26 protein-coding genes, 1 tRNA gene and 1 pseudogene are annotated in these 25,127 nt (G+C 72.5%); 15 read left to right on the forward strand and 13 right to left on the reverse strand.

Features of this window, described 5'->3' with window-relative positions; translation table 11 throughout:
* Positions 1 to 153: 153 nt before the first annotated feature.
* Positions 154 to 1,023: pseudogene (locus ABZ318_RS30060) on the forward strand (ATP-binding domain-containing protein); the annotation flags it as partial.
* 59 nt (positions 1,024 to 1,082) lie between these two features.
* On the opposite strand, the gene ABZ318_RS30065 reads toward ABZ318_RS30060, so the two are convergent.
* Positions 1,083 to 1,742: a hypothetical protein gene (locus ABZ318_RS30065; protein WP_356905596.1), complete on the reverse strand. Its 660-nt coding sequence runs from the start codon at positions 1,740 to 1,742 to the stop codon at positions 1,083 to 1,085.
* Between the two features lie 47 nt (positions 1,743 to 1,789).
* Between ABZ318_RS30065 and ABZ318_RS30070 the strand changes: the two genes are divergently transcribed.
* Positions 1,790 to 1,978 (forward strand): DUF5703 family protein, encoded by a 189-nt coding sequence (locus tag ABZ318_RS30070; protein WP_015032473.1) that lies wholly within the window; start codon positions 1,790 to 1,792, stop codon positions 1,976 to 1,978.
* Positions 1,979 to 2,060: 82 nt separating this feature from the next.
* Here the strand turns inward: ABZ318_RS30070 and ABZ318_RS30075 are convergent, their stop codons facing one another.
* The 3 genes from ABZ318_RS30075 to ABZ318_RS30085 all read right to left on the reverse strand — a co-directional run bounded on the left by ABZ318_RS30075 (position 2,061) and on the right by ABZ318_RS30085 (position 4,701).
* Positions 2,061 to 2,873, reverse strand: coding sequence for a chaplin (locus ABZ318_RS30075; protein ID WP_356905597.1), 813 nt, complete (start codon positions 2,871 to 2,873; stop codon positions 2,061 to 2,063).
* A 140-nt stretch (positions 2,874 to 3,013) separates the two neighbouring features.
* On the reverse strand, positions 3,014 to 3,247 hold the full coding sequence (chpH, locus tag ABZ318_RS30080; RefSeq protein ID WP_356905598.1) for a chaplin ChpH: 234 nt from the start codon (positions 3,245 to 3,247) through the stop codon (positions 3,014 to 3,016).
* Between the two features lie 128 nt (positions 3,248 to 3,375).
* Positions 3,376 to 4,701 carry a M20/M25/M40 family metallo-hydrolase gene (locus ABZ318_RS30085; protein ID WP_356905599.1) on the reverse strand — a complete coding sequence of 442 codons (1,326 nt, stop codon included), beginning with the start codon at positions 4,699 to 4,701 and terminating at the stop codon, positions 3,376 to 3,378.
* A 210-nt stretch (positions 4,702 to 4,911) separates the two neighbouring features.
* On the opposite strand from ABZ318_RS30085, the gene ABZ318_RS30090 reads away from it, so the two are divergent.
* Positions 4,912 to 4,999: transfer RNA gene (locus tag ABZ318_RS30090), tRNA-Leu, on the forward strand.
* 66 nt (positions 5,000 to 5,065) lie between these two features.
* Entirely contained in the window at positions 5,066 to 6,013 is a 948-nt protein-coding gene (locus ABZ318_RS30095; RefSeq protein ID WP_356905600.1) for a pseudouridine synthase, read from the forward strand.
* On the opposite strand, the gene ABZ318_RS30100 is transcribed toward ABZ318_RS30095, so the two are convergent.
* The 4 genes from ABZ318_RS30100 to ABZ318_RS30115 form a co-directional block, all read right to left on the reverse strand.
* On the reverse strand, positions 6,010 to 6,630 hold the full coding sequence (locus tag ABZ318_RS30100; protein WP_356905601.1) for an MBL fold metallo-hydrolase: 621 nt from the start codon (positions 6,628 to 6,630) through the stop codon (positions 6,010 to 6,012). The genes ABZ318_RS30095 and ABZ318_RS30100 overlap by 4 nt on opposite strands.
* On the reverse strand, positions 6,630 to 7,715 hold the full coding sequence (locus tag ABZ318_RS30105; protein WP_356905602.1) for an S-(hydroxymethyl)mycothiol dehydrogenase: 1,086 nt from the start codon (positions 7,713 to 7,715) through the stop codon (positions 6,630 to 6,632). The genes ABZ318_RS30100 and ABZ318_RS30105 overlap by 1 nt, the downstream gene beginning before the upstream one ends.
* A 123-nt stretch (positions 7,716 to 7,838) precedes the next feature.
* Positions 7,839 to 9,299: an amino acid permease gene (locus ABZ318_RS30110; RefSeq protein ID WP_356905603.1), complete on the reverse strand. Its 1,461-nt coding sequence runs from the start codon at positions 9,297 to 9,299 to the stop codon at positions 7,839 to 7,841.
* A 183-nt stretch (positions 9,300 to 9,482) separates the two neighbouring features.
* A complete protein-coding gene (locus tag ABZ318_RS30115; protein WP_356905604.1) occupies positions 9,483 to 10,184 on the reverse strand; it encodes an FCD domain-containing protein in 702 nt (233 codons plus the stop codon).
* A gap of 157 nt (positions 10,185 to 10,341) precedes the next feature.
* Here ABZ318_RS30115 and ABZ318_RS30120 point away from each other — a divergent pair, with 157 nt between their 5' ends.
* Complete coding sequence (locus ABZ318_RS30120) at positions 10,342 to 10,866, forward strand: gluconokinase (RefSeq protein WP_356905605.1); 525 nt, start codon at positions 10,342 to 10,344, stop codon at positions 10,864 to 10,866.
* 46 nt (positions 10,867 to 10,912) lie between these two features.
* Positions 10,913 to 12,310 (forward strand): gluconate:H+ symporter, encoded by a 1,398-nt coding sequence (locus ABZ318_RS30125; protein ID WP_356905606.1) that lies wholly within the window; start codon positions 10,913 to 10,915, stop codon positions 12,308 to 12,310.
* A gap of 53 nt (positions 12,311 to 12,363) precedes the next feature.
* Here ABZ318_RS30125 and ABZ318_RS30130 read toward each other — a convergent pair whose 3' ends face one another.
* Both ABZ318_RS30130 and ABZ318_RS30135 read right to left on the reverse strand, forming a co-directional pair.
* Positions 12,364 to 13,248: a TIGR03619 family F420-dependent LLM class oxidoreductase gene (locus ABZ318_RS30130; protein ID WP_356905607.1), complete on the reverse strand. Its 885-nt coding sequence runs from the start codon at positions 13,246 to 13,248 to the stop codon at positions 12,364 to 12,366.
* A 120-nt stretch (positions 13,249 to 13,368) separates the two neighbouring features.
* Positions 13,369 to 15,024, reverse strand: coding sequence for an FAD-binding dehydrogenase (locus ABZ318_RS30135; RefSeq protein ID WP_356905608.1), 1,656 nt, complete (start codon positions 15,022 to 15,024; stop codon positions 13,369 to 13,371).
* 82 nt (positions 15,025 to 15,106) lie between these two features.
* Here ABZ318_RS30135 and ABZ318_RS30140 point away from each other — a divergent pair, with 82 nt between their 5' ends.
* From ABZ318_RS30140 to ABZ318_RS30160, 5 genes are all read left to right on the forward strand, one after another.
* On the forward strand, positions 15,107 to 15,736 hold the full coding sequence (locus ABZ318_RS30140) for a helix-turn-helix domain-containing protein (protein ID WP_356905609.1): 630 nt from the start codon (positions 15,107 to 15,109) through the stop codon (positions 15,734 to 15,736).
* A 27-nt stretch (positions 15,737 to 15,763) separates the two neighbouring features.
* Positions 15,764 to 16,528 (forward strand): glucose 1-dehydrogenase, encoded by a 765-nt coding sequence (locus ABZ318_RS30145; protein ID WP_356905610.1) that lies wholly within the window; start codon positions 15,764 to 15,766, stop codon positions 16,526 to 16,528.
* 42 nt (positions 16,529 to 16,570) lie between these two features.
* The gene (locus tag ABZ318_RS30150; RefSeq protein WP_356905611.1) at positions 16,571 to 17,125 is read left to right on the forward strand and encodes an NUDIX domain-containing protein; all 555 of its coding nucleotides are present in this window, start codon (positions 16,571 to 16,573) and stop codon (positions 17,123 to 17,125) included.
* A gap of 257 nt (positions 17,126 to 17,382) precedes the next feature.
* Complete coding sequence (locus ABZ318_RS30155; protein WP_356905612.1) at positions 17,383 to 17,778, forward strand: DUF202 domain-containing protein; 396 nt, start codon at positions 17,383 to 17,385, stop codon at positions 17,776 to 17,778.
* The gene (locus ABZ318_RS30160) at positions 17,775 to 18,110 is read left to right on the forward strand and encodes a DUF202 domain-containing protein (RefSeq protein WP_356905613.1); all 336 of its coding nucleotides are present in this window, start codon (positions 17,775 to 17,777) and stop codon (positions 18,108 to 18,110) included. Before ABZ318_RS30155 ends, ABZ318_RS30160 begins: the two co-directional genes overlap by 4 nt.
* A gap of 7 nt (positions 18,111 to 18,117) precedes the next feature.
* Here the strand turns inward: ABZ318_RS30160 and ABZ318_RS30165 are convergent, their stop codons facing one another.
* Both ABZ318_RS30165 and ABZ318_RS30170 read right to left on the reverse strand, forming a co-directional pair.
* Positions 18,118 to 19,053, reverse strand: a complete 936-nt coding sequence (locus ABZ318_RS30165; RefSeq protein ID WP_356905614.1) for an NADP-dependent oxidoreductase — start codon at positions 19,051 to 19,053, stop codon at positions 18,118 to 18,120.
* Between the two features lie 45 nt (positions 19,054 to 19,098).
* The gene (locus ABZ318_RS30170; RefSeq protein ID WP_356905615.1) at positions 19,099 to 19,734 is read right to left on the reverse strand and encodes an NAD(P)-binding domain-containing protein; all 636 of its coding nucleotides are present in this window, start codon (positions 19,732 to 19,734) and stop codon (positions 19,099 to 19,101) included.
* A gap of 70 nt (positions 19,735 to 19,804) precedes the next feature.
* Here ABZ318_RS30170 and ABZ318_RS30175 point away from each other — a divergent pair, with 70 nt between their 5' ends.
* Together ABZ318_RS30175 and ABZ318_RS30180 are read left to right on the forward strand one after the other, a co-directional pair.
* Positions 19,805 to 20,155: a helix-turn-helix domain-containing protein gene (locus tag ABZ318_RS30175; RefSeq protein ID WP_356905616.1), complete on the forward strand. Its 351-nt coding sequence runs from the start codon at positions 19,805 to 19,807 to the stop codon at positions 20,153 to 20,155.
* 175 nt (positions 20,156 to 20,330) lie between these two features.
* Positions 20,331 to 21,242 (forward strand): MBL fold metallo-hydrolase, encoded by a 912-nt coding sequence (locus ABZ318_RS30180; RefSeq protein ID WP_356905617.1) that lies wholly within the window; start codon positions 20,331 to 20,333, stop codon positions 21,240 to 21,242.
* 61 nt (positions 21,243 to 21,303) lie between these two features.
* Here the strand turns inward: ABZ318_RS30180 and ABZ318_RS30185 are convergent, their stop codons facing one another.
* Positions 21,304 to 22,584 carry an enolase C-terminal domain-like protein gene (locus tag ABZ318_RS30185; RefSeq protein ID WP_356905618.1) on the reverse strand — a complete coding sequence of 427 codons (1,281 nt, stop codon included), beginning with the start codon at positions 22,582 to 22,584 and terminating at the stop codon, positions 21,304 to 21,306.
* Positions 22,585 to 22,716: 132 nt separating this feature from the next.
* On the opposite strand from ABZ318_RS30185, the gene ABZ318_RS30190 reads away from it, so the two are divergent.
* Together ABZ318_RS30190 and ABZ318_RS30195 are read left to right on the forward strand one after the other, a co-directional pair.
* The gene (locus ABZ318_RS30190; protein ID WP_356905620.1) at positions 22,717 to 23,739 is read left to right on the forward strand and encodes a phosphotransferase family protein; all 1,023 of its coding nucleotides are present in this window, start codon (positions 22,717 to 22,719) and stop codon (positions 23,737 to 23,739) included.
* A 6-nt stretch (positions 23,740 to 23,745) separates the two neighbouring features.
* Complete coding sequence (locus ABZ318_RS30195) at positions 23,746 to 24,960, forward strand: acyl-CoA dehydrogenase family protein (protein WP_356905621.1); 1,215 nt, start codon at positions 23,746 to 23,748, stop codon at positions 24,958 to 24,960.
* Positions 24,961 to 25,127: the final 167 nt, after the last annotated feature.

Below are 25,127 nucleotides of genomic sequence, written 5' to 3' on the forward strand. Positions count from 1 at the left end.
CGGTGCCGAGCGGGAACTCGGCGCTCGGCGGCTCCAGGGCCGTGCCCGGCGCCTCCGTGACCGACTGCACGTCAGAGCCGACGATCAGCGGGGCGCTCGCTGCTCGGGCTGCTGATCTGGGGCGCCCGGATCTCGCTGCTCGTGGGTCTGCTCGTGGTCGACGCCCCGCAGCTGGACGTGGAGACGGGCGCGATGCTCGTGGAGTCGCTGCCGGACGGCTGTCGTCTGGTGCTGAGCGGCGATCCGGGGGTGCTCGGCGCGCCGGGCGCGGGCCGGGTCTTCGCGGACGTGCTCGCGTCCGGGGTGTGCCCGCGGATCGCCTCCCGCGTCCCCGATCCGGGGCCGCTCGGCGAGCTGGTGTCGGGCATCGGCGTCGGCGAGCTGAACCAGGTCGAGGCCCCCGGCAAGGAGGTCGTGATCGTCCCGGTGCGGGACGCGGGCGAGGCCGTGCACCGTACGGTCCAGCTGGTGGCGGACTCGGTGCCCCGGGCGCTCGGGGTGCCGTCCGAGCAGACGCAGGTCGTCACGGTCGGCCACGGCGGCTCCGCCGGCACGCGCGCGCTGAACGCCGCCCTGAAGCAGCGGCTCAATCCCGGGCCGGGCCGGTTCGGCGGCTACGACCCCGGCGACCGGGTGGCGTACGCGCCCGCGCCGGGGCGCACGGTGACGGGCACGGTCCTCTCGGCCGACGCCGAGGGGCTGCGGCTGCGCTGCGGGCGCGACGAGCTCCTCGTACCGAGGGATCGCGTGGAGTCGGCCCTGCGGCACGGCTGGGCGCTCACCGCGCACCAGGCGGCCGGGACGCGCTGGCCCGCGGTGGTCGTGGTGCTGCCGGGGGACGCCGCGGGCGGCCTGAGCCGGCCGTGGGTGTACACGGCCTTCGGCCGGGCGGAGCGCCATCTGTCGGTCGTGCACGGCGTGGACCAGGCCCTGCCCCGCGCGGTGGCCGAAGGGGTGGCCCCGGAGCGTACGACGCGGCTGCGGCCGCTCCTGGAGGCTCTGCTGGCCGCCGACGGGGAATAGGACCGGAGCGCGGGAGAGCCGGGACGCCGTGTGTGGTGTCCCGGCCCTCCCGCGTCCCGTCAGGCGTCCACGCCGGAGGCTCCCGCGTCCACGGGCTCGTCCTCGTCCTCCTCGTCGAAGACGGCGCTGACGTCGAAGCGGCAGACGATCCGCTCGGGGTCGGCCTGGTCGAAGGGGGCGGCCAGCCACTCCCCCGGTTCCGGGAGCTCCTCGGCGGCGGTGACCCAGAGCGTGGAGTCCCCCTCCTCCAGGCCGAACTCCTTGTGCCGGGAGGCGATCTCGTCCGGTTCGTACTCGCCGAAGAGCACGCCGAGCGCGGCGAGCGGCGAGACGCCGGCCTTGGCGGCCACGCGGGTGTCCGCGTCCTCGTCGAGCTCGGCGACGCGGCGGGCCTGGGCGAGCAGCCGCTGTGGTTCGGCGACGGCGTAGTCGCGGCGGATCAGGAGGCTGAGGGCGTGAGGTTCGTCAGGTCCGGCGTACGGCGGCAGGTTTCCGTCGGCGCCGGGGATCTCGAAGGGGGTGACCTCGTCGTAGCGGTCGTAGAGGAGTTCGTCGTACGTCTCGGCGGCCGCGGCGAGGGCGTTGAAGGCCTCGTAGACGGCCGTGTCGTCGTCTCCCGTGCGGCGTTCGACCGCCGCGAGGTGACGGTCCAGTGCGGTCTTGACCGCCTCGGCGGCGGCACGTACCTCGGCAGCGGTGGGCTGCGCAGCATCAGACATGGGACAGACGCTATCCGTACCGGGCCCGTGCCCGCACAATAGATGCGATGCCGGAATACGAATTTGTCGACGTGTACGTGCCGCGCGGTGTCTCCCGCAAGGAGGCGACGCGGCTCCTGACCGACCATGCCGAGTACGGACACTGGGAGTTGGACCGTCTGAGCCTGCACCGGGACGGAAGCCGCAGAGTGCGGCTGAAGCGGCGGATCATCCGCCAGGTCCGGGCGACCTGGTAGCGAGCACCGGACGACGAGAAGACAGCGAGAAGGGGCCCCGTGGTGTGCGGGGCCCCTGTGCGTGGTGCGTGAGCCCGGTGGCTCAGGCGGCGCTGCGGGCGCGGCGGTAGATCAGCGAGCCGGCGAGCAGCATCCCGGCGCCGGCGGGAAGGATCACGCCGAGCGGACCGGAGCCGGTCTCGGCGAGCTCCTCGACGGCGCGCGGCGGAGTGACGGTCTGAGCACCGGGGGTGTTCGGCCCGCCCTCGCTGCCGGGGGTACCCGGGTGACCGGGGGTGCTGGGGGTACCGGGGGTGCCCGGGTTACCAGGGTGGCCCGGGTTACCCGGATTCCCGGGGTTCCCGGGGTTCCCGGGGTTCCCGGGGTTGCCCGGGTTCCCAGGGTTGCCCGGGTTCCCGGGGTTGCCCGGGTTCCCGGGGTTCCCAGGATTACCCGGGTTCCCAGGGTTGCCCGGCTCCTCCTCCCCGTAGCCCGTGTCCCCGCCGTTCGCGCAGTCGTTGCCCGTGACGGCGTTGCCCAGGCCGACGCCCGTGACGTTGTTGCCGCAGACGTTCACCGGGACGTCGACCGGCACCTCGACGTTGTTGCCGGAGCCCACGCCGGGAGAGTTTCCGGTGTGCCCGCCGGCGGAGGATCCGCCACCGGACGGGGAGGTGTTGGCGCACGTGTTGCCAAAGGCCGGATTGAGCAGTCCGATGACGTTGACGGTGTTCCCGCAGGCGTTCACCGGCGCGTGCACCGGGACCTGGACGGAGTTTCCGGACGCGACGCCCGGGGAATTCATGGCCGTACCGTTCGCGCCGGAATCGGCGTGCGCATATCCGCCGCCGACGGCGGCGAAAACGCCTCCGGCGGCCGCGACGGTGATAAGGCCCTTGCGCGTGACCTGTCGCATAGCTTGTTCCCTGCCTGCTCGGCTTCGAAAGAGTGCCACCGGGCGGACGGCCCGGGGCGGAAATGGCCACCGGCCCCGGAGTGCATGGCACGCACTCCGGGGCCGGACCGGCTCACACCCTCACGGGGCGAGGCACAACGTCAGGCGTTGACGCAGGTGTTGCCGAAGGCGGGGTTCAGCAGGCCGATCACGGAGACCGTGTTGCCGCACACGTTCACGGGGATGTGGATCGGCACCTGGACGACGTTGCCCGAGATCACGCCGGGGTTGCCCACGGCGGCACCCTGGGCACCCGAGTCGGCAACGGCCATGCCCGCACCCGCGAGAACGAGACCGCCGGTGGCAGCCGCAGCAGCGACGACCTTCTTGATCATTATTCCTCCTAGTTGGCAATGCGGCCCCAGCCGCGGACCGCACCACCTGTAACGAGGGGGAATGATGAGGGCTACGAGCCCTTGAGTTCATTCACTCTTTCCGGTCACATGCAAACGCGTGGGCGAATTCAGCAGGCGTCGAGGAACCGGTCCAGCACGCGGACGCCGAACGTGAGGCCGTCCACCGGGACCCGCTCGTCCACGCCGTGGAACATGCCCGCGAAGTCGAGCTCGGGCGGCAGCTGGAGCGGGGCGAAGCCGAAGCAGCGGATGCCGAGGTCGTCGAAGGACTTGGCGTCGGTGCCGCCGGACAGCATGTACGGCACGGCGCGGGCGATCGGGTCCTCGGCGCGCAGCGCCAGCTGCATGGCGTCCACCAGGGCGCCGTCGAAGCTGGTCTCCAGGGCCTTGTCGCCGTGCACGTCCTCGCGCTTCACGCGGGGGCCGAGGATCCGGTCGAGATCGGCCAGGAACTCCTGCTCGTAGCCGGGCAGGAAGCGGCCGTCGACGTGCGCGGTGGCCTGGCCGGGGATCACGTTCACCTTGTAGCCGGCACCGAGCATCGTCGGGGCGGCCGAGTTGCGGAGGGTGGCGCCGACCATCTTGGCGATGCCGCCGAGCTTGGCGAGGGTGCCGTCCATGTCCTCGGGGTCGAGCGGGGTGCCGAGGGCGTCCGACAGCTCGTCGAGGAAGCTCCGCACGGTCTTGGTGACCCTCACCGGCCACTGGTGGCGGCCGAGGCGGCCCACGGCCTCGCAGAGCTCCGTGATGGCGTTGTCGTCGTTGGTCATGGAGCCGTGGCCGGCCGTGCCCTCGACGGTCAGCCGCATCCAGTGCATGCCCTTCTGGGCCGTCTCGACCAGGTAGAGCCGCAGGTTCTCGTTGACGGTGAAGGAGAAGCCGCCGACCTCGCCGATCGCCTCGGTGACGCCCTCGAAGAGGTCGCGGTGGTGGTCGACCAGGTGCCGGGCGCCGTAGGTGCCGCCGGCCTCCTCGTCGGCGAGGAAGGCGAGGACGACGTCGCGCGGGGGCTTGCGGCCGCTGCGCAGCCGGTCGCGGACGACCGCGAGGGTCATCGCGTCCATGTCCTTCATGTCGACGGCCCCGCGGCCCCAGACGCAGCCGTCGGCGATCTCGCCGGAGAAGGGGTGGTGGGTCCAGTCCTCGGCGTTGGCCGGGACGACGTCGGTGTGCCCGTGGATGAGCAGGGCCGGACGCGACGGGTCCTCGCCCTCGATCCGGGCGACGGTGGAGGCGCGCCCCCTGTGCGACTCGATGATCTTCGGCTCGAGTCCGACCTCCGCGAGCTTCTCGGCGACGTACTCGGCCGCCGCCCGCTCTCCCGGGCCGGAGTGGTCGCCGTAGTTGCTGGTGTCGATGCGGATGAGGTCGCGACAGAGGTCCACCACCTCGTCCTCGCCGCTGACGCTCCGGGCCGTGTTCGACTCGCTCACGCTGCTTCCTCCCACTACGTGCCCCACGTGGTTGCTTGGTGGTCGCCCCCATCCTCCCGCGCCGCCCCCTCGGCGCCCAAGGGCGCCGGCCCTCCGACATGCGGCTGTCACAGGACGGGGGCCGACCGGGGGTGGTGATCGACCACTCCGAAATGTTTGCTATGGTTTTCCTCGTCGGAAGGGCCCAGCGGCCGGGAAGACAGACACCTTGTCCGGGTGGCGGAATGGCAGACGCGCTAGCTTGAGGTGCTAGTGCCCTTTATCGGGCGTGGGGGTTCAAGTCCCCCCTCGGACACCAGCGAAGGACCCCACGTCATGTGGGGTCCTTCTTGTTACGGCGGCAGGAATCACGGCGGTAGGACCGGTGCGACGCAGATCCAAGGCTCCCGCCTCTCCCCTCCCCCAGCTGCACGGCATCGATCCCGTGCGGGTGCGGCTGCCGGAGGACCCCGAGGGGCGTTGGACGGGCGTCCGGGAGTACCTCGTCGAGCGGTACGGGGCGGCCGTCGGGCCCGGGCGGGTCGAGGGGATGCTGCGGGAGGGGCGGTTCGTCGGGGTCGACGGGCCGGTCGGCGGGGACGAGCCGTACGCCGCGGGGCGGCACCTCTGGTTCCACCGGGACTTTCCCGCCGAGACGCCCGTGCCCTTCCCGATCGGGGTCGTGCACCGCGACGAGCGGATCGTGGTGGTCGACAAGCCGCATTTCCTCGCCACGATGCCCCGCGGAAGGCATGTGACCGAGACCGCGCTCGCCCGGCTCCGGCGCGACCTGGGGCTTGCGCGCCTCCAGCCCGCGCACCGGCTCGACCGGCTGACGGCGGGGCTCGTGCTGTTCGTCGTGCGGCCGGAGGACCGGGGGGCGTACCAGACGCTCTTCCGCGACCGGGCCGTGCGCAAGGAGTACGAGGCGGTGGCGCCGTACGACCCGGCGGTCGAGCTGCCGGTGACCGTGCGCAGCCGGATCGAGAAGGAGCGCGGGGTGATGGCCGCCCGGGAGGTGCCGGGCGAGCCGAACGCCGAGAGCGGGATCGAGCTCCTGGGGCACGCGGGAGGGCTCGGGCGCTACCGGCTGGTGCCCGTGACCGGGCGGACCCATCAACTGCGGGTGCACATGAACGGCCTGGGTCTGCCGATCCTCGACGATCCGGTCTATCCGGTGGTCCGCGAGGACGGGCCGGAGGACTTCGCGCGTCCGCTGCGACTGCTCGCGCGGACGCTGGAGTTCACCGACCCGTTCACGGGCGACGAGGTGCGGTTCGAGAGCCGGCTGGCCCTCAGTGGCCCCTCCCACGCGGCGGAGCCGCATATCTAACGCAGCCACTCCTCCAGGTGCGGGGCCTCGGCCCCGATGGTGGTGGTGTCGCCGTGGCCGGTGCGGACGACCGTCTCCGGCGGCAGGGTGAGGAGCTTCTCGCGGATCGAGTCGACGATCGTCGGGAAGTCCGAGTAGGACCGTCCGGTGGCGCCGGGGCCGCCCTGGAAGAGGGTGTCGCCGCTGAAGACCGTGCCGAGCTCGGGGGCGTGCAGGCAGACCGCGCCGGGGGCGTGCCCCGGGGTGTGGAGGACCGTGAGGTCCGTGCCGGCGATGGTGAGGACCTGGCCGTCGGCGAGCTCGCCGTCCGGGCTGTGGTCGGGGTGGGTCAGCTTCCACAGCGGCTGGTCGGCCGGGTGGAGCAGGATGCGGGCGCCGGTGGCGGCCGCGAGGGCCGGGGCGGCGTCGACGTGGTCGTCGTGGGCGTGGGTGCAGACGATGGCGCGCAGGGCGCGGCCGTCGAGCGCGGCGAGGATCGCCCCGGCGTCGTGGGCGGCGTCGATGACGATGGCCTCGTGGTCGTCGCCGACGATCCAGACGTTGTTGTCGACGTCCCAGGTGCCGCCGTCGAGGCTGAAGGTGCCGGAGGTGACGAGGTGGTCGATGCGGGCGGCCATCAGAGGACCACCACCGAGCGGAGGACGTCGCCCTCGTGCATGCGGGCGAAGGCCTTCTCGACGTCGCCGAGGCCGATGGTCTCGGTGACGAAGGCGGCGAGGTCGATGCGGCCCTGCTGGTGCAGGTCGATGAGCATCGGGAAGTCGCGGGAGGGCAGGCAGTCCCCGTACCAGGAGGACTTGAGCGAGCCGCCGCGGCCGAAGACGTCGAGGAGCGGGAGTTCCAGCTTCATCTCGGGGCTGGGGACGCCGACGAGGACGACGGTGCCGGCGAGGTCGCGGGCGTAGAAGGCCTGCTCGTACGTCTCCGGGCGGCCGACGGCCTCGATGACGACGTCGGCGCCGAAGCCGCCGGTGAGCTCGCGGATCGCCTCGACGGCGTCGGCGGTGCGGGAGTTGACCGTGTGGGTGGCGCCCATCTCGCGGGCCTTGTCCAGCTTCCGGTCGTCGATGTCGACGGCGATGATCTTCGCGGCTCCGGCGAGGCGGGAGCCGACGACCGCCGCGTCGCCGACGCCGCCGCAGCCGATGACGGCGACGGTGTCGCCGCGGCCGACGTTCCCGGTGTTGATCGCGGCGCCGATGCCGGCCATCACGCCGCAGCCGAGGAGGCCCGCGACCTCGGGGGCGACGGACGGGTCGACCTTGGTGCACTGGCCGGCGGCGACGAGGGTCTTCTCGGCGAAGGCGCCGATGCCGAGGGCCGGGGAGAGCTCCGTGCCGTCGAGCAGGGTCATCTTCTGCTTCGCGTTGTGGGTGGCGAAGCAGTACCAGGGGCGGCCCCGCGTACAGGCGCGGCAGGTGCCGCAGACGGCGCGCCAGTTGAGGACCACGAAGTCGCCGGGGGCGACGTCGGTGACGCCCTCGCCGACGGACTCGACGATTCCGGCGGCCTCGTGACCGAGCAGGAAGGGGAACTCGTCGTTGATCGCGCCCTGCTTGTAGTGGAGATCGGTGTGGCAGACGCCGCAGGCCTGGATCGTGACGACGGCCTCGCCGGGGCCGGGGTCGGGGATCACGATGGTCTCGACGCGTACCGGTTCGTTCCTGCCGGGGGCGATGACCCCCTGGACGTGCTGCGGCATCGCGAACTTCCCTTCCTCCGACCGGATCTTGTAAGGCTCTTGCGTACCACTATCTCCTGACAAAAGGCGAGACCCCCGCAGGCCGTGCCTGTGGGGGTCCCGCCGTCTCCCGTGGGGGGAGTCTCAGCCCTGCTGCGCCGCGGAGGTCGCGCGGACCCGGCGGCGGACCAGGAACCAACCGCCGACGAGGGCCGCCGCGATGAGCGGCAGACAGTTCACGGTGGTGCGGCTGATGCCGCCGTCCATCCACATGAGGACGAGGACGGAGGCGAGGAAGGCCAGGGTCACGATCTGGGTGTACGGGGCCCAGGGCAGGTTGTAGCCGGGGCGGGTGACCTTGCCCTCCTTGGCACGGCGGACGAACAGCAGCGAGCAGACCATGATCATGGCCCAGGTGCCGATGATGCCGATGGAGGCGAAGTTGAGGACCAGCTCGAAGGCCTCGCCGGGCATGACGTAGTTGAGGGCGACGCCGAGGACGCCGAAGCCCGCGGTGAGGAGGATGCCGCCGTAGGGGACGCCGCCCTTGTTCATGACGCCGGTGAACTTGGGCGCGGAGCCGGCGAGCGACATGGAGCGCAGGATGCGGCCGGTGGAGTAGAGGCCCGAGTTGAGGCTGGAGAGGGCGGCGGTGAGGACGACGAGGTTCATCACGCCGGCGGCGCCGGGGATGCCCAGCTTGTCGAAGACGGTGACGAAGGGGCTCTGGTCGCCGGAGTACGCGGTGTACGGGAGGATCAGGGCGAGCAGGATCACGGAGCCGACGTAGAAGAGGCCGACGCGCCACATGATCGAGTTGATCGCCTTGGGCATGATCTTCTCGGGGTTCTCGGTCTCGCCGGCGGCGACGCCGCAGAGCTCGACGGAGGCGTAGGCGAAGACGACGCCCTGGATGAGCAGCAGCATCGGCATCATGCCGTTGGGGAAGACGCCGCCGTTGTCGGTGATGTTGGCGAGGCCCGGGGTGTGGCCGCCGACATCGTGCGAGGTGACGACGAGGAAGATGCCGACGAGCATGAAGGCGACCAGGGCGGCGACCTTGATGATCGCGAACCAGAACTCCATCTCGCCGAAGTACTTCACGGAGATGAGGTTGGCGGTGAGGACGACCGCGAGGGCGATCAGGGCGAGGACCCACTGGGGGACGTCGCTGAACATGGCCCAGAAGTGGGCGTAGGTGGCGGCCGCGGTGATGTCGGCGACGGCGGTGGTCGACCAGTTGAGGAAGTACAGCCAGCCGGCCGTGTAGGCGCCCTTCTCGCCCATGAACTCACGGGCGTAGGAGACGAAGGCGCCGGAGGAGGGGCGGTAGAGCACCAGCTCGCCGAGGGCGCGCACCACGAAGAAGGCGAAGACGCCGCAGACGGCGTACGCGATGAAGAGGGACGGGCCCGCCTGGGACATGCGGCCGCCGGCGCCGAGGAAGAGGCCGGTGCCGATGGCGCCGCCGATGGCGATCATGTTGATGTGCCGGGACTTGAGGTCCTTGCGGTAGCCGGCGTCGCCTGCGTCGACGTGGGGGGCTGCGGCCGGGTTCGCCGGAGCGGCGGACAGCGGCTCGGCCGCGGTGACGCGGTCAGTCATGGAGTTGTTCGCCTTCGTGAGGGGGGACGGTGCGGTACCCGGCCGTACCTGGACGGGGGGTCTCCCCGGCACGGCCAGCGCACATCCTCACGGCAACGACGCCCGGCTGACTGTGGCGCATGTCACTGAACGCCCTTATTTGAGCTAGTTCAGAGCTTTACGGGCGGGTAACGCCCGGGTGAACTACGGGGCGAGGACGTCCAGCTCCTGGAGGGCACCGACTGCGATCTGGCGGGTGAGCTCCTCGGCGCGGGCGGCGTCCCGCTCCCGTACGGCCTCGGCGACCTGGACGTGGAGGGTGACGGCTGCCGGGTCGGGGTCCTCGAACATCACGTGGTGGTGGGTGCGGCCGGTGAGGACCTCGGCGACGACGTCGCCGAGGCGGGCGAACATCTCGTTGCCCGAGGCGCTCAGCACGACCCGGTGGAAGGCGACGTCGTGGACGAGGTACTCCTCCAGGCGCCGGCCGCGCGAGGTGGCGACCATGCCGAGGGCCTGCTCGGTGAGCTCGCGGCACTGCTCGGGGGTGGCGTTCAGCGCGGCCAGGCCGGCGGCGACGGGTTCGACGGCCGAGCGGAGCACGGTGAGCGAGCGGAGCTGGCGGGGGCGGTCGGCGCCGACGAGCCGCCAGCGGATGACCTGGGGGTCGTACACGTTCCAGCTGGCCGTGGGGAGCACGGTCACGCCCACGCGTCGGCGGGACTCGACGAGGTGCATGGACTCCAGGACCCGCACGACCTCGCGGACGACGGTCCGAGAGACGTCGAAGCGCTGGGCGAGCTCGTCGGTGCGCAGCACGGTGCCCGGCGGGTACTCCCCGGCGGTGATCGCGAGGCCCAGGGTGGCCAGGACGTGGGAGTGGAGCCCCTGGGCCGGTGTCGTCATGGTGATCAGCCTATGCGCGCGGGTCCGCGTGACCACACCCGGGAATTAAAAGTATGACTTTTATGTCACAGGCTCTTGAATACGTCGTACCCAATGGGTTTCATGAGCGCGACGGATTCACCGGATCGATGTCGATGAAGACAGCGAGGCACCCCCCATGAGCACCACCCCCCTCACCGCTCCCCCGGTCGTCGTCGTGATGGGCGTCGCCGGAACCGGCAAGACCACCATCGGTCCGCTGGTCGCGGAGGCGCTCGGCCTGCCGTACGCCGAGGGCGACGACTTCCACCCGGCGGCCAACGTCGCCAAGATGTCGGCCGGCGTCCCGCTGGACGACACGGACCGGGGGCCCTGGCTCGACGCCATCGGGGAGTGGGCGCACGGCCGGGCCGGTCTCGGCGGGGTCGTGAGCAGCTCCGCGCTCAAGCGGAGCTACCGGGACCGGCTGCGTGCCGCCGCGCCCGGGGTCGTCTTCCTGCATCTGACCGGTGACCGGGAGCTGATCGAGGAGCGGATGGCCGCGCGCAAGGGCCATTTCATGCCCACGGCGCTCCTCGACTCCCAGTTCGCCACCCTGCAGCCCCTGCAGGACGACGAGGCCGGCGTCGCCGTCGACGTCTCCGGCACCCCGGAGGAGATCACCGCCCGCGCCGTCGCCGCCCTGCGCGGCCTGGCCGGCTGACCCTCCCCCGTCCCCGTCCCCACCTGCCCGTACGAAGGACACCACCGTGACCAGTCTCAGCGTCGAGATCCTGGCAGCGGACGCCGCCGAACCGATCACCTCGGCAGGCAACGCCCAGCTCGGGATCGCCGTGCTCGCCGGCATCGCCGTCATCGTCCTGCTCATCACCAAGTTCAAGCTGCACGCGTTCCTCGCGCTGACCATCGGTTCGCTGGCGCTCGGCGCGTTCGCCGGCGCCCCGCTCGCGGACGCCATCAAGTCGTTCAGCACCGGACTCGGCAACACCGTGGCCGGTGTGGGCGTGCTCATCGCGCTCGGCGCGATCCTCGGCAAGCTGCTCGCCGACTCCGGCGGCGCCGACCAGATCGTCGACACGATCCTGGCGAGGACCGGCAGGCGGGCCATGCCCTGGGCGATGGTCCTGATCGCCTCCGTGATCGGCCTGCCGCTCTTCTTCGAGGTCGGCATCGTGCTGCTGATCCCGGTGGTGCTCATGGTCGCCAAGCGCGGCAACTACTCGCTGATGCGGATCGGCATCCCGGCCCTGGCCGGCCTGTCCGTGATGCACGGCCTCATCCCGCCGCACCCCGGCCCCCTCGTCGCGATCGACGCGGTCGGCGCCAACCTGGGCGTGACCCTCGCGCTCGGCCTGGTCGTCGCCATACCCACCGTGATCATCGCCGGTCCGGTCTTCTCCAAGTACGCCGCCCGCTGGGTGGACATCCAGGCCCCCGAGAAGATGATCCCGGCCCGGCCCTCCGAGGACCTGGAGAAGCGCCCGGGCTTCGGCGTCACCGTCGCGACCATCCTGCTGCCCGTCGTCCTGATGCTGGTCAAGGCGCTCGTCGACATCGTGGTCGACGACCCCGAGAACGGCGTGCAGAAGGTCACCGACGTCATCGGCTCGCCGCTGATCGCCCTGCTCGCGGCCGTCGTGGTCGCCATGTTCACGATGGGCCGCGCGGCCGGCTTCACCCGGGAGCGGCTGTCCTCCACCGTCGAGAAGTCGCTCGCCCCGATCGCGGGCGTCCTGCTGATCGTCGGCGCGGGCGGCGGCTTCAAGCAGACCCTGATCGACATCGGCGTCGGCCAGATGATCCTCGACTTCTCGAAGGACTGGTCGATCCCGGCCCTGCTGCTCGCCTGGCTGATCGCGGTCGCGATCCGGCTCGCGACCGGCTCGGCCACCGTGGCGACGATCTCGGCGGCCGGCCTGGTGGCCCCGCTCGCCGAGGGCATGTCGACCGGTGAGGTGTCGCTGCTCGTCCTCGCGATCGGTGCCGGTTCGCTCTTCTTCAGCCACGTCAACGACGCCGGGTTCTGGCTGGTGAAGGAGTACTTCGGCATGAACGTCGGCCAGACGGTCAAGACCTGGTCGGTGATGGAGACGATCATCTCGGTCGTCGGCATCGTGTTCGTCCTGCTGCTGTCGCTGGTGCTGTAGCCGACCTCGTACGCGTGGAGGGGCCCCGGACGTCCGGGGCCCCTCCGTCGTGCTCAGCCCCGCAGCAGGCCCAGGACCTTGACCCCGAGCTCCAGGGCCTCGTCGGGCGCGTCGACCGACTGCTGGAGGTCGACGAAGCAGCCGTCGGCGCCGGTGTCGCGGACGCCCGCGAGGACGGCGGCGATCGCGTCCGCCGTGGCGCCGGGGGCGGGGTTGTGGCGGATCTGCCGGCGCAGCGCCCCCGGGTCCCGGCCCGCCTCCTCGGCCGCGCGCCGGGCCACGTCCCACAAGCCCTCGGCCGCCCCGGGCGGCAGGACGGCGCCGACCCAGCCGGCGGCCCGACGGCCGACCCGGCGGAGGGCGGCCGGGCTGAAGCCGCCGAGGTAGACGGGCGGGCCGTCCTGCTGGACGGGGCGCAGGCCCACGTACGAGGCGGGGATGGTCCACCGCGGCCCCTCGTGGCCGAACTCCTCCCGGGTCCAGAAGCCGTGGAGGACGTCGAGCAGTTCGTCGAGGAGGGCGCCGCGCCGGCCGAAGTCGGCGCCGACGGCGGTGTACTCGTCCCGCAGCCAGCCGATGCCGAGTCCGACGTCGAGACGTCCGCCGCTGACCTGGTCGAGCGAGGTGAGGGAACGGGCGAGCAGGGCCGGCGGGTACCAGGGGCCGTTGAGAGTGCTCATGCCGAGCCGGGCACGGGAGGTCGCGCCGGCGGCGACGGTGAGCACGGTCAGCGGGTCGAGGAAGGTCTTGTACTGACGGGGGTACGGGTTCTCCGGGGTGTGTCCCGGATAGAGGTCGCTGGGGTCGACCGGGGTCAGGGCGCGGTCGCCGACCCAGAACGAGTCGAACCCGGCGTCCTCGGCGTCCCGCGCGAAGGCCGCGATGCGGTCCGCGCGGGCGTGGGTGCCGTACTGGGGCAGTGCGATGCCTATCTCCATGACCTCATCCTGGGCAGCGGGGAGGCGCGCGACACGAAGGGTTCGCCGTGTGACCCGCACCACACGCCGGTGAGGTTCTGTCAGCCGACCGCCCTCGCCGTCAGTCGACCGCCTTCGCCGTCAGTCGACCGCCCTCGCCGCCGCCCGGCCCGCCGCCCGGCCCGAGAAGACGCAGCCGCCGAGGAAGGTGCCTTCGAGGGAGCGGTAGCCGTGGACCCCGCCGCCGCCGAAGCCGGCCGCCTCGCCCGCCGCGTACACGCCGTCCAGGGGTTCGCCGCCCTCCGTCAGGACGCGGGAGTCGAGGTCGGTCTCCAGGCCGCCGAGGGACTTGCGGGTGAGGATGTTGAGGCGTACGGCGATCAGCGGGCCCGCCTTCGGGTCGAGGAGGCGGTGCGGCGCCGCCGTGCGGATCAGCCGGTCGCCCAGGTACCTGCGGGCGCCGCGGATCGCCGTGACCTGGAGGTCCTTGGTGAAGGGGTTGGCGATCTCGCGGTCGCGGGCGGTGATCTCGCGACGCAGGGCGGCCTCGTCGATGAGCGGCTCCTCGGTGAGCGCGTTCATGCCGCGGACGAGGGCGGAGAGGTCGTCCTCGACGACGAAGTCGACGCCGCGGTCCATGAAGGCCTGGACGGGTGCCGGGACGTCGGCGCGGGCGCGGCCGAGGACGTCACGGACGGACTTGCCGGTGAGGTCGGGGTTCTGTTCGGAGCCGGAGAGCGCGAACTCCTTGCCGATGATGCGCTTGTCGAGGACGAACCAGGTGTGGTCGTGGCCGGTCCGCATGATGTGTTCGAGGGTGCCGAGCGTGTCGAAGCCGGGGAAGAGGGGGACGGGCAGCCGCTTGCCGGTGGCGTCGAGCCAGAGGCTGGAGGGGCCGGGCAGGATGCGGATGCCGTGCCGGGCCCAGATGGGGTCCCAGTTCTCGATGCCCTCGGTGTAGTGCCACATCCGGTCGCGGTTGATGTGGTGGGCGCCGGCCTTCTCGGCGATGCCGAGCATGAGTCCGTCGACGTGGGCGGGGACGCCGGAGAGCAGCTTGGCCGGCAGGGTGCCGAGCCGGGCGGGCCACTGCGCGCGGACGAGGTCGTGGTTGCCGCCGATGCCGCCGGAGGTGACGATCACGGCCTGGGCGCGCAGCTCGAAGGTGCCGGTGACGTCACGGCCGCTGGCGGTGCCCCGGGCGGCGGAGGAGGGGGCCAGGATCTCGCCGGAGACGGTGTCGACGGCTCCGGCCGTGCGGCCGAGTCCGGTGACGCGGTGGCGGAAGCGGAGGTCGACGAGCCCGCGGGCGGCGCCCTCGCGGACCTTGCGCTCGAAGGGGGCGACGAGGCCGGGGCCGGTGCCCCAGGTGATGTGGAAGCGGGGTACGGAGTTGCCGTGGCCGTTCGCGTCGTAGCCGCCGCGCTCCGCCCAGCCGACGACGGGGAAGAAGCGCACCCCGCGCGCGTGGAGCCAGGCGCGCTTCTCGCCGGCGGCGAAGTCGACGTACGCCTCGGCCCACTTCCTCGGCCAGTGGTCCTCGGTGCGGTCGAAGCCCGCCGTGCCGAACCAGTCCTGCAGGGCCAGGGCATGGCTGTCCTTGACGCGCATCCTGCGCTGTTCGGGCGAGTCCACGAGGAACAGGCCCCCGAAGGACCAGTGGGCCTGGCCGCCGATGGACTGCTCGGGTTCCTGGTCGAGGAGGATCACGGAACGGCCGGCGTCGACCAGCTCGGCGGTGGCGACGAGGCCGGCGAGGCCCGCCCCGATCACGATCACATCAGCGTCGTAGGACATGGACCGCATCTTGGATACACGGATGTATCGAGTCAACCGTCCGGTCTTCCCGTTTTCTAATGTCGAGCATTAATATGAGGACATGGCAAGGACGTCAGGGCCCGAGACCCGGGAGAAACTGATCCGCGCGGCGGAGGAGCTCTTCGCCGCCCAGGGCGTCGACGGCGCACAGCTGCGGGACGTCGTGGCACGGGCCGGACAGGCCAATCCCTCCGCCGTGCAGTACCACTTCGGCTCGCGCGCGGGGCTGCTCGACGCGGTCATGGCCGGCCGCCAGACCCGTACGGAGCAGGTGCTCGCCCCTCTCCTCGACGACGCCGACGACGACCTGGCCCAGCTGGTCGCCGCGCTCGTCACCGCCGAGGCCAGTGAGCTGCGCACCGACCGGGGCCGCCGCTGTCTGCGGATCTCCGCACAGCTCAGCCACGAGAGCGGCGTGCGCACCCGCACCCCCCACCCCACGCTCGCCGGCACCGCCTACTGGCGGCTGATCGAGCGGATGGCGGACCGGCTGGCCGCCGACGGACTGCCCGAGCCGCTGCTCCTGGAGCGCCTCGACCTGGCGCTGACCGTGGTGGGCGCGGCGATGGCGGACCGGGCCCGGCAGTACCTCGACGGCGCCGAACCCCTCACGGACGAGCCGCTCTTCCTCGCCGACCTCGTCGAGACCACCACCGCGCTTCTCCGGGCCGCACAGCCCCGGAGCGTCTGAAGACCCGAAGACCCGAAGGGACCTCTCATGAACGACCTCACCGGCAAGACCGTGCTCATCACCGGCGGCGCCCGCGGCCTGGGCGCCGAGGCCGCCCGGCAGGCCGTGGCCGCCGGGGCGAACGTCGTGATCACCGACGTGCTCGACGAGGACGGCAAGGCCACCGCCGAGGCGCTCGGCGAGCGGGCCCGGTTCCTCCACCACGACGTGACCTCCGAGGAGGAGTGGGCGGCGGCCGTCGCCTTCGCGGTGGCGGAGTTCGGCGGGCTGCACGGTCTGGTGAACAACGCCGGCATCTCGACCGGCGCGTTCCTGGAGACCGAGTCCGTCGAGCACTTCCGCAAGGTCCTCGACATCAACCTGACCGGTGTCTTCATCGGCATGAAGGCCGCGATCCCGGCGATGAAGGAGGCCGGCGGCGGCTCGATCGTCAACATCTCCTCGGCCGCGGGTCTGATGGGCCTGGCCCTGACCGCCGGATACGGCGCCTCCAAGTGGGGCGTGCGCGGCCTGACGAAGATCGGCGCGGTGGAACTCGGCACGGCGGGGATCCGCGTCAGCTCCGTCCACCCCGGCATGACCTACACCCCGATGACGGCCTCCGTCGGCATCGAGCGCGGGGAGGGAAAGTACCCGAACACGCCCATGGGCCGGGTCGGCGAGGCCGACGAGATCGCGGGCGCGGTCGTCTTCCTCCTCTCGGACGCCGCCTCGTACGTGACGGGCGCGGAGCTCGCCGTGGACGGCGGCTGGACGACCGGCCCGACGGTCAAGTACGTCATGGGGCAGTGACGTTCCCGCTGCCGTGTCCGGCGGCGGTGATTTCATGGGCGCATGAGCTCCGCTGAAGAGATTCTTGACGTCGTCGACGAGAACGACCGGGTGATCGGGCAGGCCCCGCGCGGTGAGGTGTACGCGCGGGGCCTGATCCACCGCTGCGTCTTCGTCCGGGTCCGGGACGCCGAGGGCAGGGTCTTCGTCCACCGCAGGACGCCGACGAAGCTGGTCTTCCCGTCGATGTACGACATGTTCGTGGGCGGGGTCGTCGGCGCGGGCGAGTCCTACGACGAGGCCGCGCTGCGGGAGGCCGAGGAGGAGCTCGGCGTGTCCGGGCTGCCCCGCCCCGAGCCGGTGACGCGGTTCCTGTACGACTCCGGGGGCGTGGCCGGGAAGTGGTGGTCGGCCGTCTACGAGGTCCGCTGCGAACTCCCGGTCGACCCGCAGGCGGAGGAGGTCGCCTGGCACGGCTTCCTCAGCGACGAGGAACTGGCCGCCCGGCTGCCCGGGACGGCGGGCGCCTGGGAGTGGGTGCCGGACGGCCTCGCCGCGTACGAGCTGCTGCGGGCGGAGGAGAACGGCGGCGCGCGGGACGCACGCCCGACGGGCTGAGCCCCGGGCCGACGCGGGACGGGCCCGGGAGTCGGAGGCGGTGGCGGTGGGCCCGCGCGGAAGGGCCCGGGAGGCAGTGGCGGGCGGGTCGGCGCGGAACGGGCCCGGGAGGCGGTGGCGGGGGGCCGGCGCGGAACGGCCCGGGCGTCGGTGGCGGTGGCGGTGGCGGTGGCGGTGGCGGTGGCGGGCCGGCCTCGTGGAACGGGGTCGGCGGCCGGTGCCGGGCGGGCCGATCACCCGGCCGTTAGGGTGCACGGGTGAGCGATTTCGTGCAGAGCCTGCGGCTGTGGTTCGCGCCGCAGCGGATCCGGGACGAGGGCGAGACGCCCGACTACCGCTTCTCCCTCGCCAACGAGCGGACCTTCCTGGCCTGGATCCGGACCGCGCTCGCCCTGGTCGGCGGCGGCTTCGCCGTCGACCAGTTCCTGCCGGACCTGCGCTGGGGCGTGCGCGTCGGGCTCGCGCTCGCGCTGCTCGCCGCCGGTGTGCTGTGCGCCCTGCGGGCGGTGAACCACTGGGTGCGCTGCGAACGGGCCATGCGCCGGAACGAGGACCTTCCGGTGTCCCGGTTCCCGGCGCTGCTCAGCCTCGCGGTGGCCGCCGTGGCCCTCGCGATGGTGGTGCTCGTCGTCTTCGGTTGGGCCGGACGGTGAGTTCGACCGGCGAGGCCGGCGAGGGGGCCGAGGCCCGGGATCCCGGGCTCCAGCCGGAGCGGACCCGGCTCGCGTGGCGGCGTACGACCCTGTCGTGCACGGTCGTCGCGGTGCTCGCCGTGAAACTGGTGGTCAGCGACGAGGTCACAGTGCGGGAGCTGACCGGGCTCGCGCTCTCGTCCCTGGTGTGGGTCGCCTTCCTGGCCGTGGCCCACCGCAGGATCCGTTCCCTGGGCGCGGCCCGACCGCTCCCGCTCTCCCACCGGGGCGCGCTGCTCGCGGCCGGATGCACGATCGCGCTGGCCGTGTTCGGGGCGGCGGTGATCTGGTGAGACCGCGCTAGGGGACGGTCACCACGACCTTGCCGTTCAGACCGCCCGCCGCGTTGGCGCGCTGGGCCTCGGCCGCCTGCTCCAGCGGGAACGTTCTCGCCACCCGTACGGTCAGGACGCCCGCGTCGGCCAGGTCGGCGAGGGCCGCGAGGTCGGCCGCGTCGGGACGGACCCAGAAGTAGCGGCCGCCGAGGGCGAGGACCTCGCCGTCGGCGATCGAGGCCAGGCGGCCACCCGGGGCGAGGAGGCCGGCGGAGAGCTTCAGGAACGGGCCGCCGATGGTGTCGAGGACGGCGTCCACGCCCTGCGGGGCGAGGGCGCGGACCTGGTCGGCGAAGGTCTGCTCGTCGTAGCGGACGGGCTCGGCGCCGAGCTCCGCGACCTGCTCCAGGCCCGCGTCCCGGGCCGCGCCGAGCACCCGGCAGCCGAGGTGGCGGGCGATCTGCACGGCCATCGAGCCGACCCCGCCGGCCGCCGCGTGCACGAGGACGGTGTCGCCGGGGCGCACCGCGAGGGCCTGGGACCGATGGAGCACCTGGTACGCGGTGAGGCCGACGAGCGGAAGGGCCGCGGCCTCCTCGAACCCGAAGCTGCGGGGCTTGCGGGCGAGGGTGCGGACGGGGGCCGCGACGTACTCGGCGAAGGTGCCGTGCGCGAGGACGTCCTCGCGGACGTACCCCATGACCTCGTCCCCGACGGCGTACTCGGGGACGGAGACGCCGAGCCGGACCACGACGCCGGAGACGTCCCAGCCGGGGACGACCGGGAAGACGGCGTCGAGCATGCCGTCGAGATACCCGGCCTGCGCCTTCCAGTCGACGGGATTGACGGCGGCCGCCCGCACCCTGACCAGGACCTCGTCGGGGCCGACCTTCGGGTCGGGCAGCTCGCCGTACTCCAGCACCTCGGGGCCGCCGTACCGGCTGTAACTGATCGCCTTCATACCCCCGACCCTCGGTGCGACCGGGCCGGCCCGCAAGCCGGGGCGTCAGCCGCCGAGCGCCGCCGGCGGCGGGAGCATGGCGCGCGGATCGCGGCCCGAGGTCCAGAGCCCGATGAGGAAGGCGGTGGTCGCCTCCAAGAGGTCCGCGTGGGCCAGCGGGCCGGCGACGAACGGGGCGCAGCCCAGGTCGGCGGCGAGGGCGGAGACGAGCGCGAGGGCCTCCTCGTCGTCCCCGCACAGGGGGACGGCGACCGGTCCGTCCGCGAAGACGGGCGGGGTACGGCTCCAGACCGCCGGCGTCACGTGGTTGAAGGCCTTCACCACCCGGGCGCCCGTCGCGGCGGCGAGGGTGCGGGCGGCGCCGGGGCCCTCGCCGGTGGTGAGGACCGGGCCCGGACCGACCGCGTTGGTGCAGTCGATCAGGATCCGGCCGCCGAACGAGTCGACGGGGCCCACCGTCCCGAGGGCCGGCAGGACCGCGTCGTACGGCAGGGCCAGGAGGGTCGCCTCGCCGAAACGGGCGGCCTCGGCGAGGGTGCCCGGCCTGGCCCCCGTGCTCGCGGCGAGCGCGGCGGTCCGTTCCGCGTCCCGGCCGCCGACGAGCACCTCGTGACCGGCTCCCACCCATCCTCCGCCGAGCGCCCGTGCCATCGCTCCCGTACCCAGTACTCCCACCCTCATGGGGCGTCCTCCCTCACGTACCGTTGTGCGTGCTGACATGAACGACCGTAGGCGGGGGGCGACTTACCGAATGGTTACCGACCGGGTCCTCGCGGACTGCCGGGCACGGCTCGGTTTCGACCTGCTCTCCCACACCTGGAACGGGGTCGTGCTGTACGCGCTCGGGGGCGGGCCGCGCCGTCCCGGTGAACTGCGGGCGGAGATCGGCGGGATCAGCGCGAAGGTCCTGACGGAGACGCTGCGGCGTCTGGAGGGGTACGCACTGGTGGAACGGCGGGCGTACGAGGAGACGCCGCCCCGGGTCGAGTACGCGCTGACCGCGCTGGGACGTTCGCTGCTCGGACCGATCGAGGCGCTGGGCCGTTGGTCGGCGGAGTACGGGGACGCTTTCGCGGCGGCGCAGGGATGGGACGAGGAGTAGTCCGCCCCGACTTCCCCCCGGCCGGGGAGTGGTCCGCCCCGGCTTCCCCCCGGCCGGGGAGTGGTCCGCCCCGGCTTCTCCCCGGCCGGGGAGTGGTCCGTTCCGGCTTCCCCCGGGCCGGGGCCGACTGGCAGTCTTCCCCTGTCCAGTCGGGCTCTCATCCGGGGGAATCCCTTTGTCTGCCACCGATCCCTATGTGGTCACGCTCGCTCCGCACGTGCACGCCTTCGTCCAGCCCGACGGCGGCTGGTGCCTGAACAACGCCGGGTTCATCGGCGACGCGGACGAGTCGCTGCTCGTCGACACCGCCGCCACCGAACGGCGCGCGAAGCTGCTGCGCGAGGCGGTGCTCGCCGAAGGACTGCCGCTGCCCCGCACCATCGTCTCCACCCACCACCACGGCGACCACACCTACGGCAACGGGGTCTTCCGCCCCGAGGCACGGATCGTGGGACACGAGAACTGCCGCTCCGAGCAGCTCGCGGCCGGGCACCAGCTCCATCTGCTGTGGCCGCAGACCGACTTCGGGAGGGTCGACATCCTGCCGCCCTCCGTGACGTACAGCGACCGGCTCACGCTCTACGTCGGCGGGATCGAGGTGCGGCTGCTCCACCCCGGTCCCGCGCACACCACCGGAGACTCGATCGTCCATCTCCCGGAGCAGGGCGTCGTCTTCACCGGCGACCTGATCTTCCACGGCGGGACGCCGTTCCTGCCGATGGGTTCGCTCACGGGTTCGCTGCGCGCGCTCGACCTGCTGCGCTCCCTCGACGCGTCGACGGTGGTGCCGGGGCACGGGCGGGTGACCGACCCCACGGCGTACGAAACCACGGAGCGGTACCTGCTCTGGGTGCGGGAGCTCGCCGTCGAGGGGCACGCGAAGGGGGCGACGCCCCTGGAGACGGCGCGGCAGGCGTCCCTCGGGGAGTTCGCGGCCTGGCGGGAGAGCGAGCGGCTCGTCGCCAACCTCCACCGGGCGTACGCGGAACTGGAGGGGCTGCCGGAGGGGTCGCCGCTCGATCCGGTGGCGGTCTTCGGGGACATGGCGGCGATGAACGGAGGAGTGCCGGTGGCGTGCCACGCGTGACCCACGCCCGTCGTGGGCGGCCGTTCCGCCGCAGCGGGACGATCGCCCGCGCGGGTGGGCGCTACCACGTGGTGGGGGTCCAGGCCGGGTGGACCGTGCGCATCGCCGCCGCGTCGTCCCGGTCCCTGAGCGTGCCGTCGTCCTCGAGCCAGCGCCGGTGCAGGGTCGCGAGCGCCTCGCGGTCCAGGTCGACGCCGAGGCCCGGCGCGTCGGAGACCGTGAGCCGGCCCGCCCGGAAGACGGGGCGGGTGGTGACGACGTCCTCCGTCTGCCACGGGTAGTGGGTGTCGCAGGCGTGGTGGAGGCCGGGCAGGGTGGCGGCGACCTGGGTCATGGCGGCGAGGCTGATGCCCAGGTGGGTGTTGGAGTGCATGGAGAGCCCGACGCCGTACGTCCGGCAGAGCGCGGCCAGTTCGCGGGTGCGGTGGAGTCCGCCCCAGTAGTGGTGGTCGCAGAGGACGATCCGTACCGCGCCGGCGGCGAAGGCCCGCGGGACCTCCTCGAAGGTCGTCACGCACATGTTGGTGGCGAGCGGGACGTCCGTGCGGGCGGCGATCTCGGCCATGGCGGCGGTGCCGCTCGCCGGGTCCTCCAGGTACTCCAGGACGTCCTCCAGTTCGCGGGCGACGGCGAGCGAGGTTTCCACGGACCAGGCGCCGTTGGGGTCGAGGCGGAGCGGGCGGCCGGGGAAGGCGTCGGCGAGCGCCCGGATCGCGGCGATCTCCCGCTCGGGCTCGAACACCCCGCCCTTGAGCTTGAAGGAGCGGAAGCCGTACTCGCGGTCGAAGCGGCGGGCCTGGGCGACGATGCCGGCGGGGTCGAGCGCCGCGCCCCAGTCATCCGTGCCGGCCCACTTGTGGAAGAGGTACGCGCTGTACTCGACCTCGTCGCGGACCTTGCCGCCGAGGAGGGCGTGGACGGGCAGGCCGAGAGTCCTGCCGAGCGCGTCGAGGCAGGCGGTCTCGAAGGCGGAGACGACGGAGAGGCGGAGCTTGTCGGCGGTGCGGACCCCGCGCAGGCCGCTCGCGTCGACCCCGGGGTCCTCGGCGCCCGCGGTGTCCGCGGTCTCCGCCGCCTCCGCGGTCTCCGCCGCCAACGCGAAGAGGCCGTTCACATCCGTGACCGATCGGCCCGGCAGCGCTTCGGCCAGCGGCCGGGCGATGTCCAGGTAGACGCCGTCGCCGTAGGTCTCCCCGAGTCCGCTCACCCCTCCCCTGGTGATCACCTCGACCACGAGCCGGGGCGTATAGGGCTGGTGGACGCCCTGGGTGTTGAGGAGGGGCGGGTCGGAGATGAGGATCGGGGTGAGCCGGACTTCGTCGACGATCAGCTTCGCATCCATATGTGAACCCTATTCAGACATGCGACCACCCACCAGAGTGCGGGGCGCGCTTTCCCGCTGCCCCCTCTGGACTGCATACCGACTGGTCGGTCATCATGAGCGCCGACGAAGCCGATCCGGAGGTACCCATCCATGAGTTCCGCCCCGCCACCAGGACTCGACCCCGAGCAGCTGCGCCGGTTCCTCGACCGCGAGCGGCCCGGACTGCTCTCCGGCCCCCTGGAGGCCCGGCTGATCGAGGGCGGCCGGTCGAACCTGACGTACGCCGTGAGCGACGGCACCGGCCGCTGGGTGGTCCGCCGTCCCCCGCTCGGCCACGTCCTCGCCACCGCCCACGACATGCGGCGCGAGCACCGCGTCATCAGCGCCCTGGGGGCGACGGACGTGCCCGTCCCCGGGACGGTCCTGTTCTGCGAGGACGAGTCGGTGCTCGGCGCGCCGTTCTACGTCATGGACTTCGTCGACGGGACGCCGTACCGCTCGGCCCACGAGCTCGCCGCGCTCGGGGCCGAGCGCACCCGCGCCGCCGTCCTCGGCCTGGTCGACACCCTCGTCGACCTGCACGCCGTCGACCCGGAGGCCGTGGGGCTCGGCGACTTCGGCCGCCCTGACGGCTTCCTCGACCGGCAGCTGCGCCGCTGGGGCAAGCAGCTCGACGCCTCGCGCGGCCGCGAACTGCCCGGGATCGACGAGCTGCACGCCGCCCTCGGGCGCGCGCTGCCCGCCTCGCCGCCGCCGACCGTGATCCACGGCGACTACCGGCTCGACAACGTCCTCGTGGGCGAGGACGACCGGATCCGGGCCGTCCTCGACTGGGAGATGTCCACCCTCGGCGACCCGCTCACCGACCTCGGCCTCCTCGTCATGTACAGCACCCCGCTCGACCTGCCGGGCTCCCCCATCTCCACGACCGCCACCGCTCCCGGGCATCCGAGCGTCGCCGAGCTGGTCGAGCGCTACGCGGCCCGCTCGGGCCGCGACACCTCCGGGCTCGCCTGGTACACGGCCTTCGCCTGGTTCAAACTCGCCGTGATCCTGGAGGGCATCCACTACCGGTGGACCCTCGGGCAGACGGTCGGCGCCGGCTTCGACCGCATCGGCGAACTCGTCCCCGTCTTCATCGAGCACGGCCTCACCACCCTTCAGGAAGGCTGATCCGCCATGGACTTCGCGTACGACGCCCGCACCGAGGAACTGCGGGCGAAACTCCTCGCCTTCATGGACGAGCACGTCTACCCGGCCGAGGCCGTCGCCGAGGAGCAGCGCGCCCGGCTCGCCTCCCCCTGGGACACCCCCGCGGTCGTGGAGGAGCTCAAGGCGGAGGCCAAGCGGCAGGGGCTGTGGAACCTCTTCCTTCCCGACGAGGAGTACGGCGCCGGGCTGACCAACCTCCAGTACGCGCCGCTCGCCGAGATCACCGGCCGCAGCCCGCACCTCGCCCCGACCGCCCTCAACTGCGCCGCCCCGGACACCGGGAACATGGAGGTGCTCGCCCAGTTCGGCGACGAGGCGCAGAAGAAGCAGTGGCTGGAGCCGCTCCTCGCCGGCGAGATCCGCTCGGCCTTCGCGATGACCGAGCCCGAGGTCGCCTCCTCCGACGCGACCAACATCGAGACCCGGATCCGGCGGGACGGCGACTCGTACGTCGTGGACGGGCGCAAGTGGTACATCTCCGGGGCGATGAACCCGGACTGCAGGATCTTCATCGTCATGGGCAAGACCGACCCCGACGGCCCGGACGTCCGCCGCCGGCAGTCGATGATCCTCGTGCCGCGCGACGCCCCGGGCGTCGAGGTCCGGCGCGCGATGCAGGTGTACGGGTACGAGGACCACTCCCACGGCGGCCACGCCGAGGTGGTCTTCGACGGGGTCCGGGTCCCGGCCTCGAACATCGTCGGCGAGGAGGGCGGCGGCTTCGCCATCGCGCAGGCCCGGCTCGGCCCCGGCCGCATCCACCACTGCATGCGGCTCATCGGCATGGCGGAGCGGGCGGTCGAGCTGATGTGCCGGCGTGCCGTCTCCCGTACCGCCTTCGGCAAGACGCTCGCCCAGCAGGGCGTGGTGCAGAACTGGATCGCCGACGCCCGGGTCACCATCGAGCAGCTGCGGCTGCTCGTCCTCAAGACGGCCTGGCTCATGGACACCGTCGGCAACCAGGGCGCGCACACCGAGATCCAGGCCATCAAGATCGCCACCCCGCGCGCGGTCGTCGACATCATCGACAAGGCCGTGCAGGCGCACGGGGCGGGCGGCGTCTCCCAGGACTTCCCGCTGGCCGAGCTGTGGGCCGCGGCCCGGACGCTGAAGCTGGCGGACGGTCCGGACGAGGTGCACCAGCGGTCGCTGGCGCGCCGGGAGCTGAAGAAGTACCTGTAAGGGGCGGCTCAGGGGGTGTCTTGCCGATCAGGCCGGATCAGGGAGCGGCGTCTGGTGCCGTGCATCGCAAGGCGGAGGAGGGAGGCAACGCGGAGCGTTGTCGACCGACGACAACGCGGCGAGCGCAGAAACGGCAGCAGGTGTAGCAGACGTTGGTGAAGATGATG

Origin of the sequence: Streptomyces sp. NPDC006197 (genome assembly GCF_040613865.1) — a bacterium.
Classification (GTDB): Bacteria; Actinomycetota; Actinomycetes; order Streptomycetales; family Streptomycetaceae; genus Streptomyces.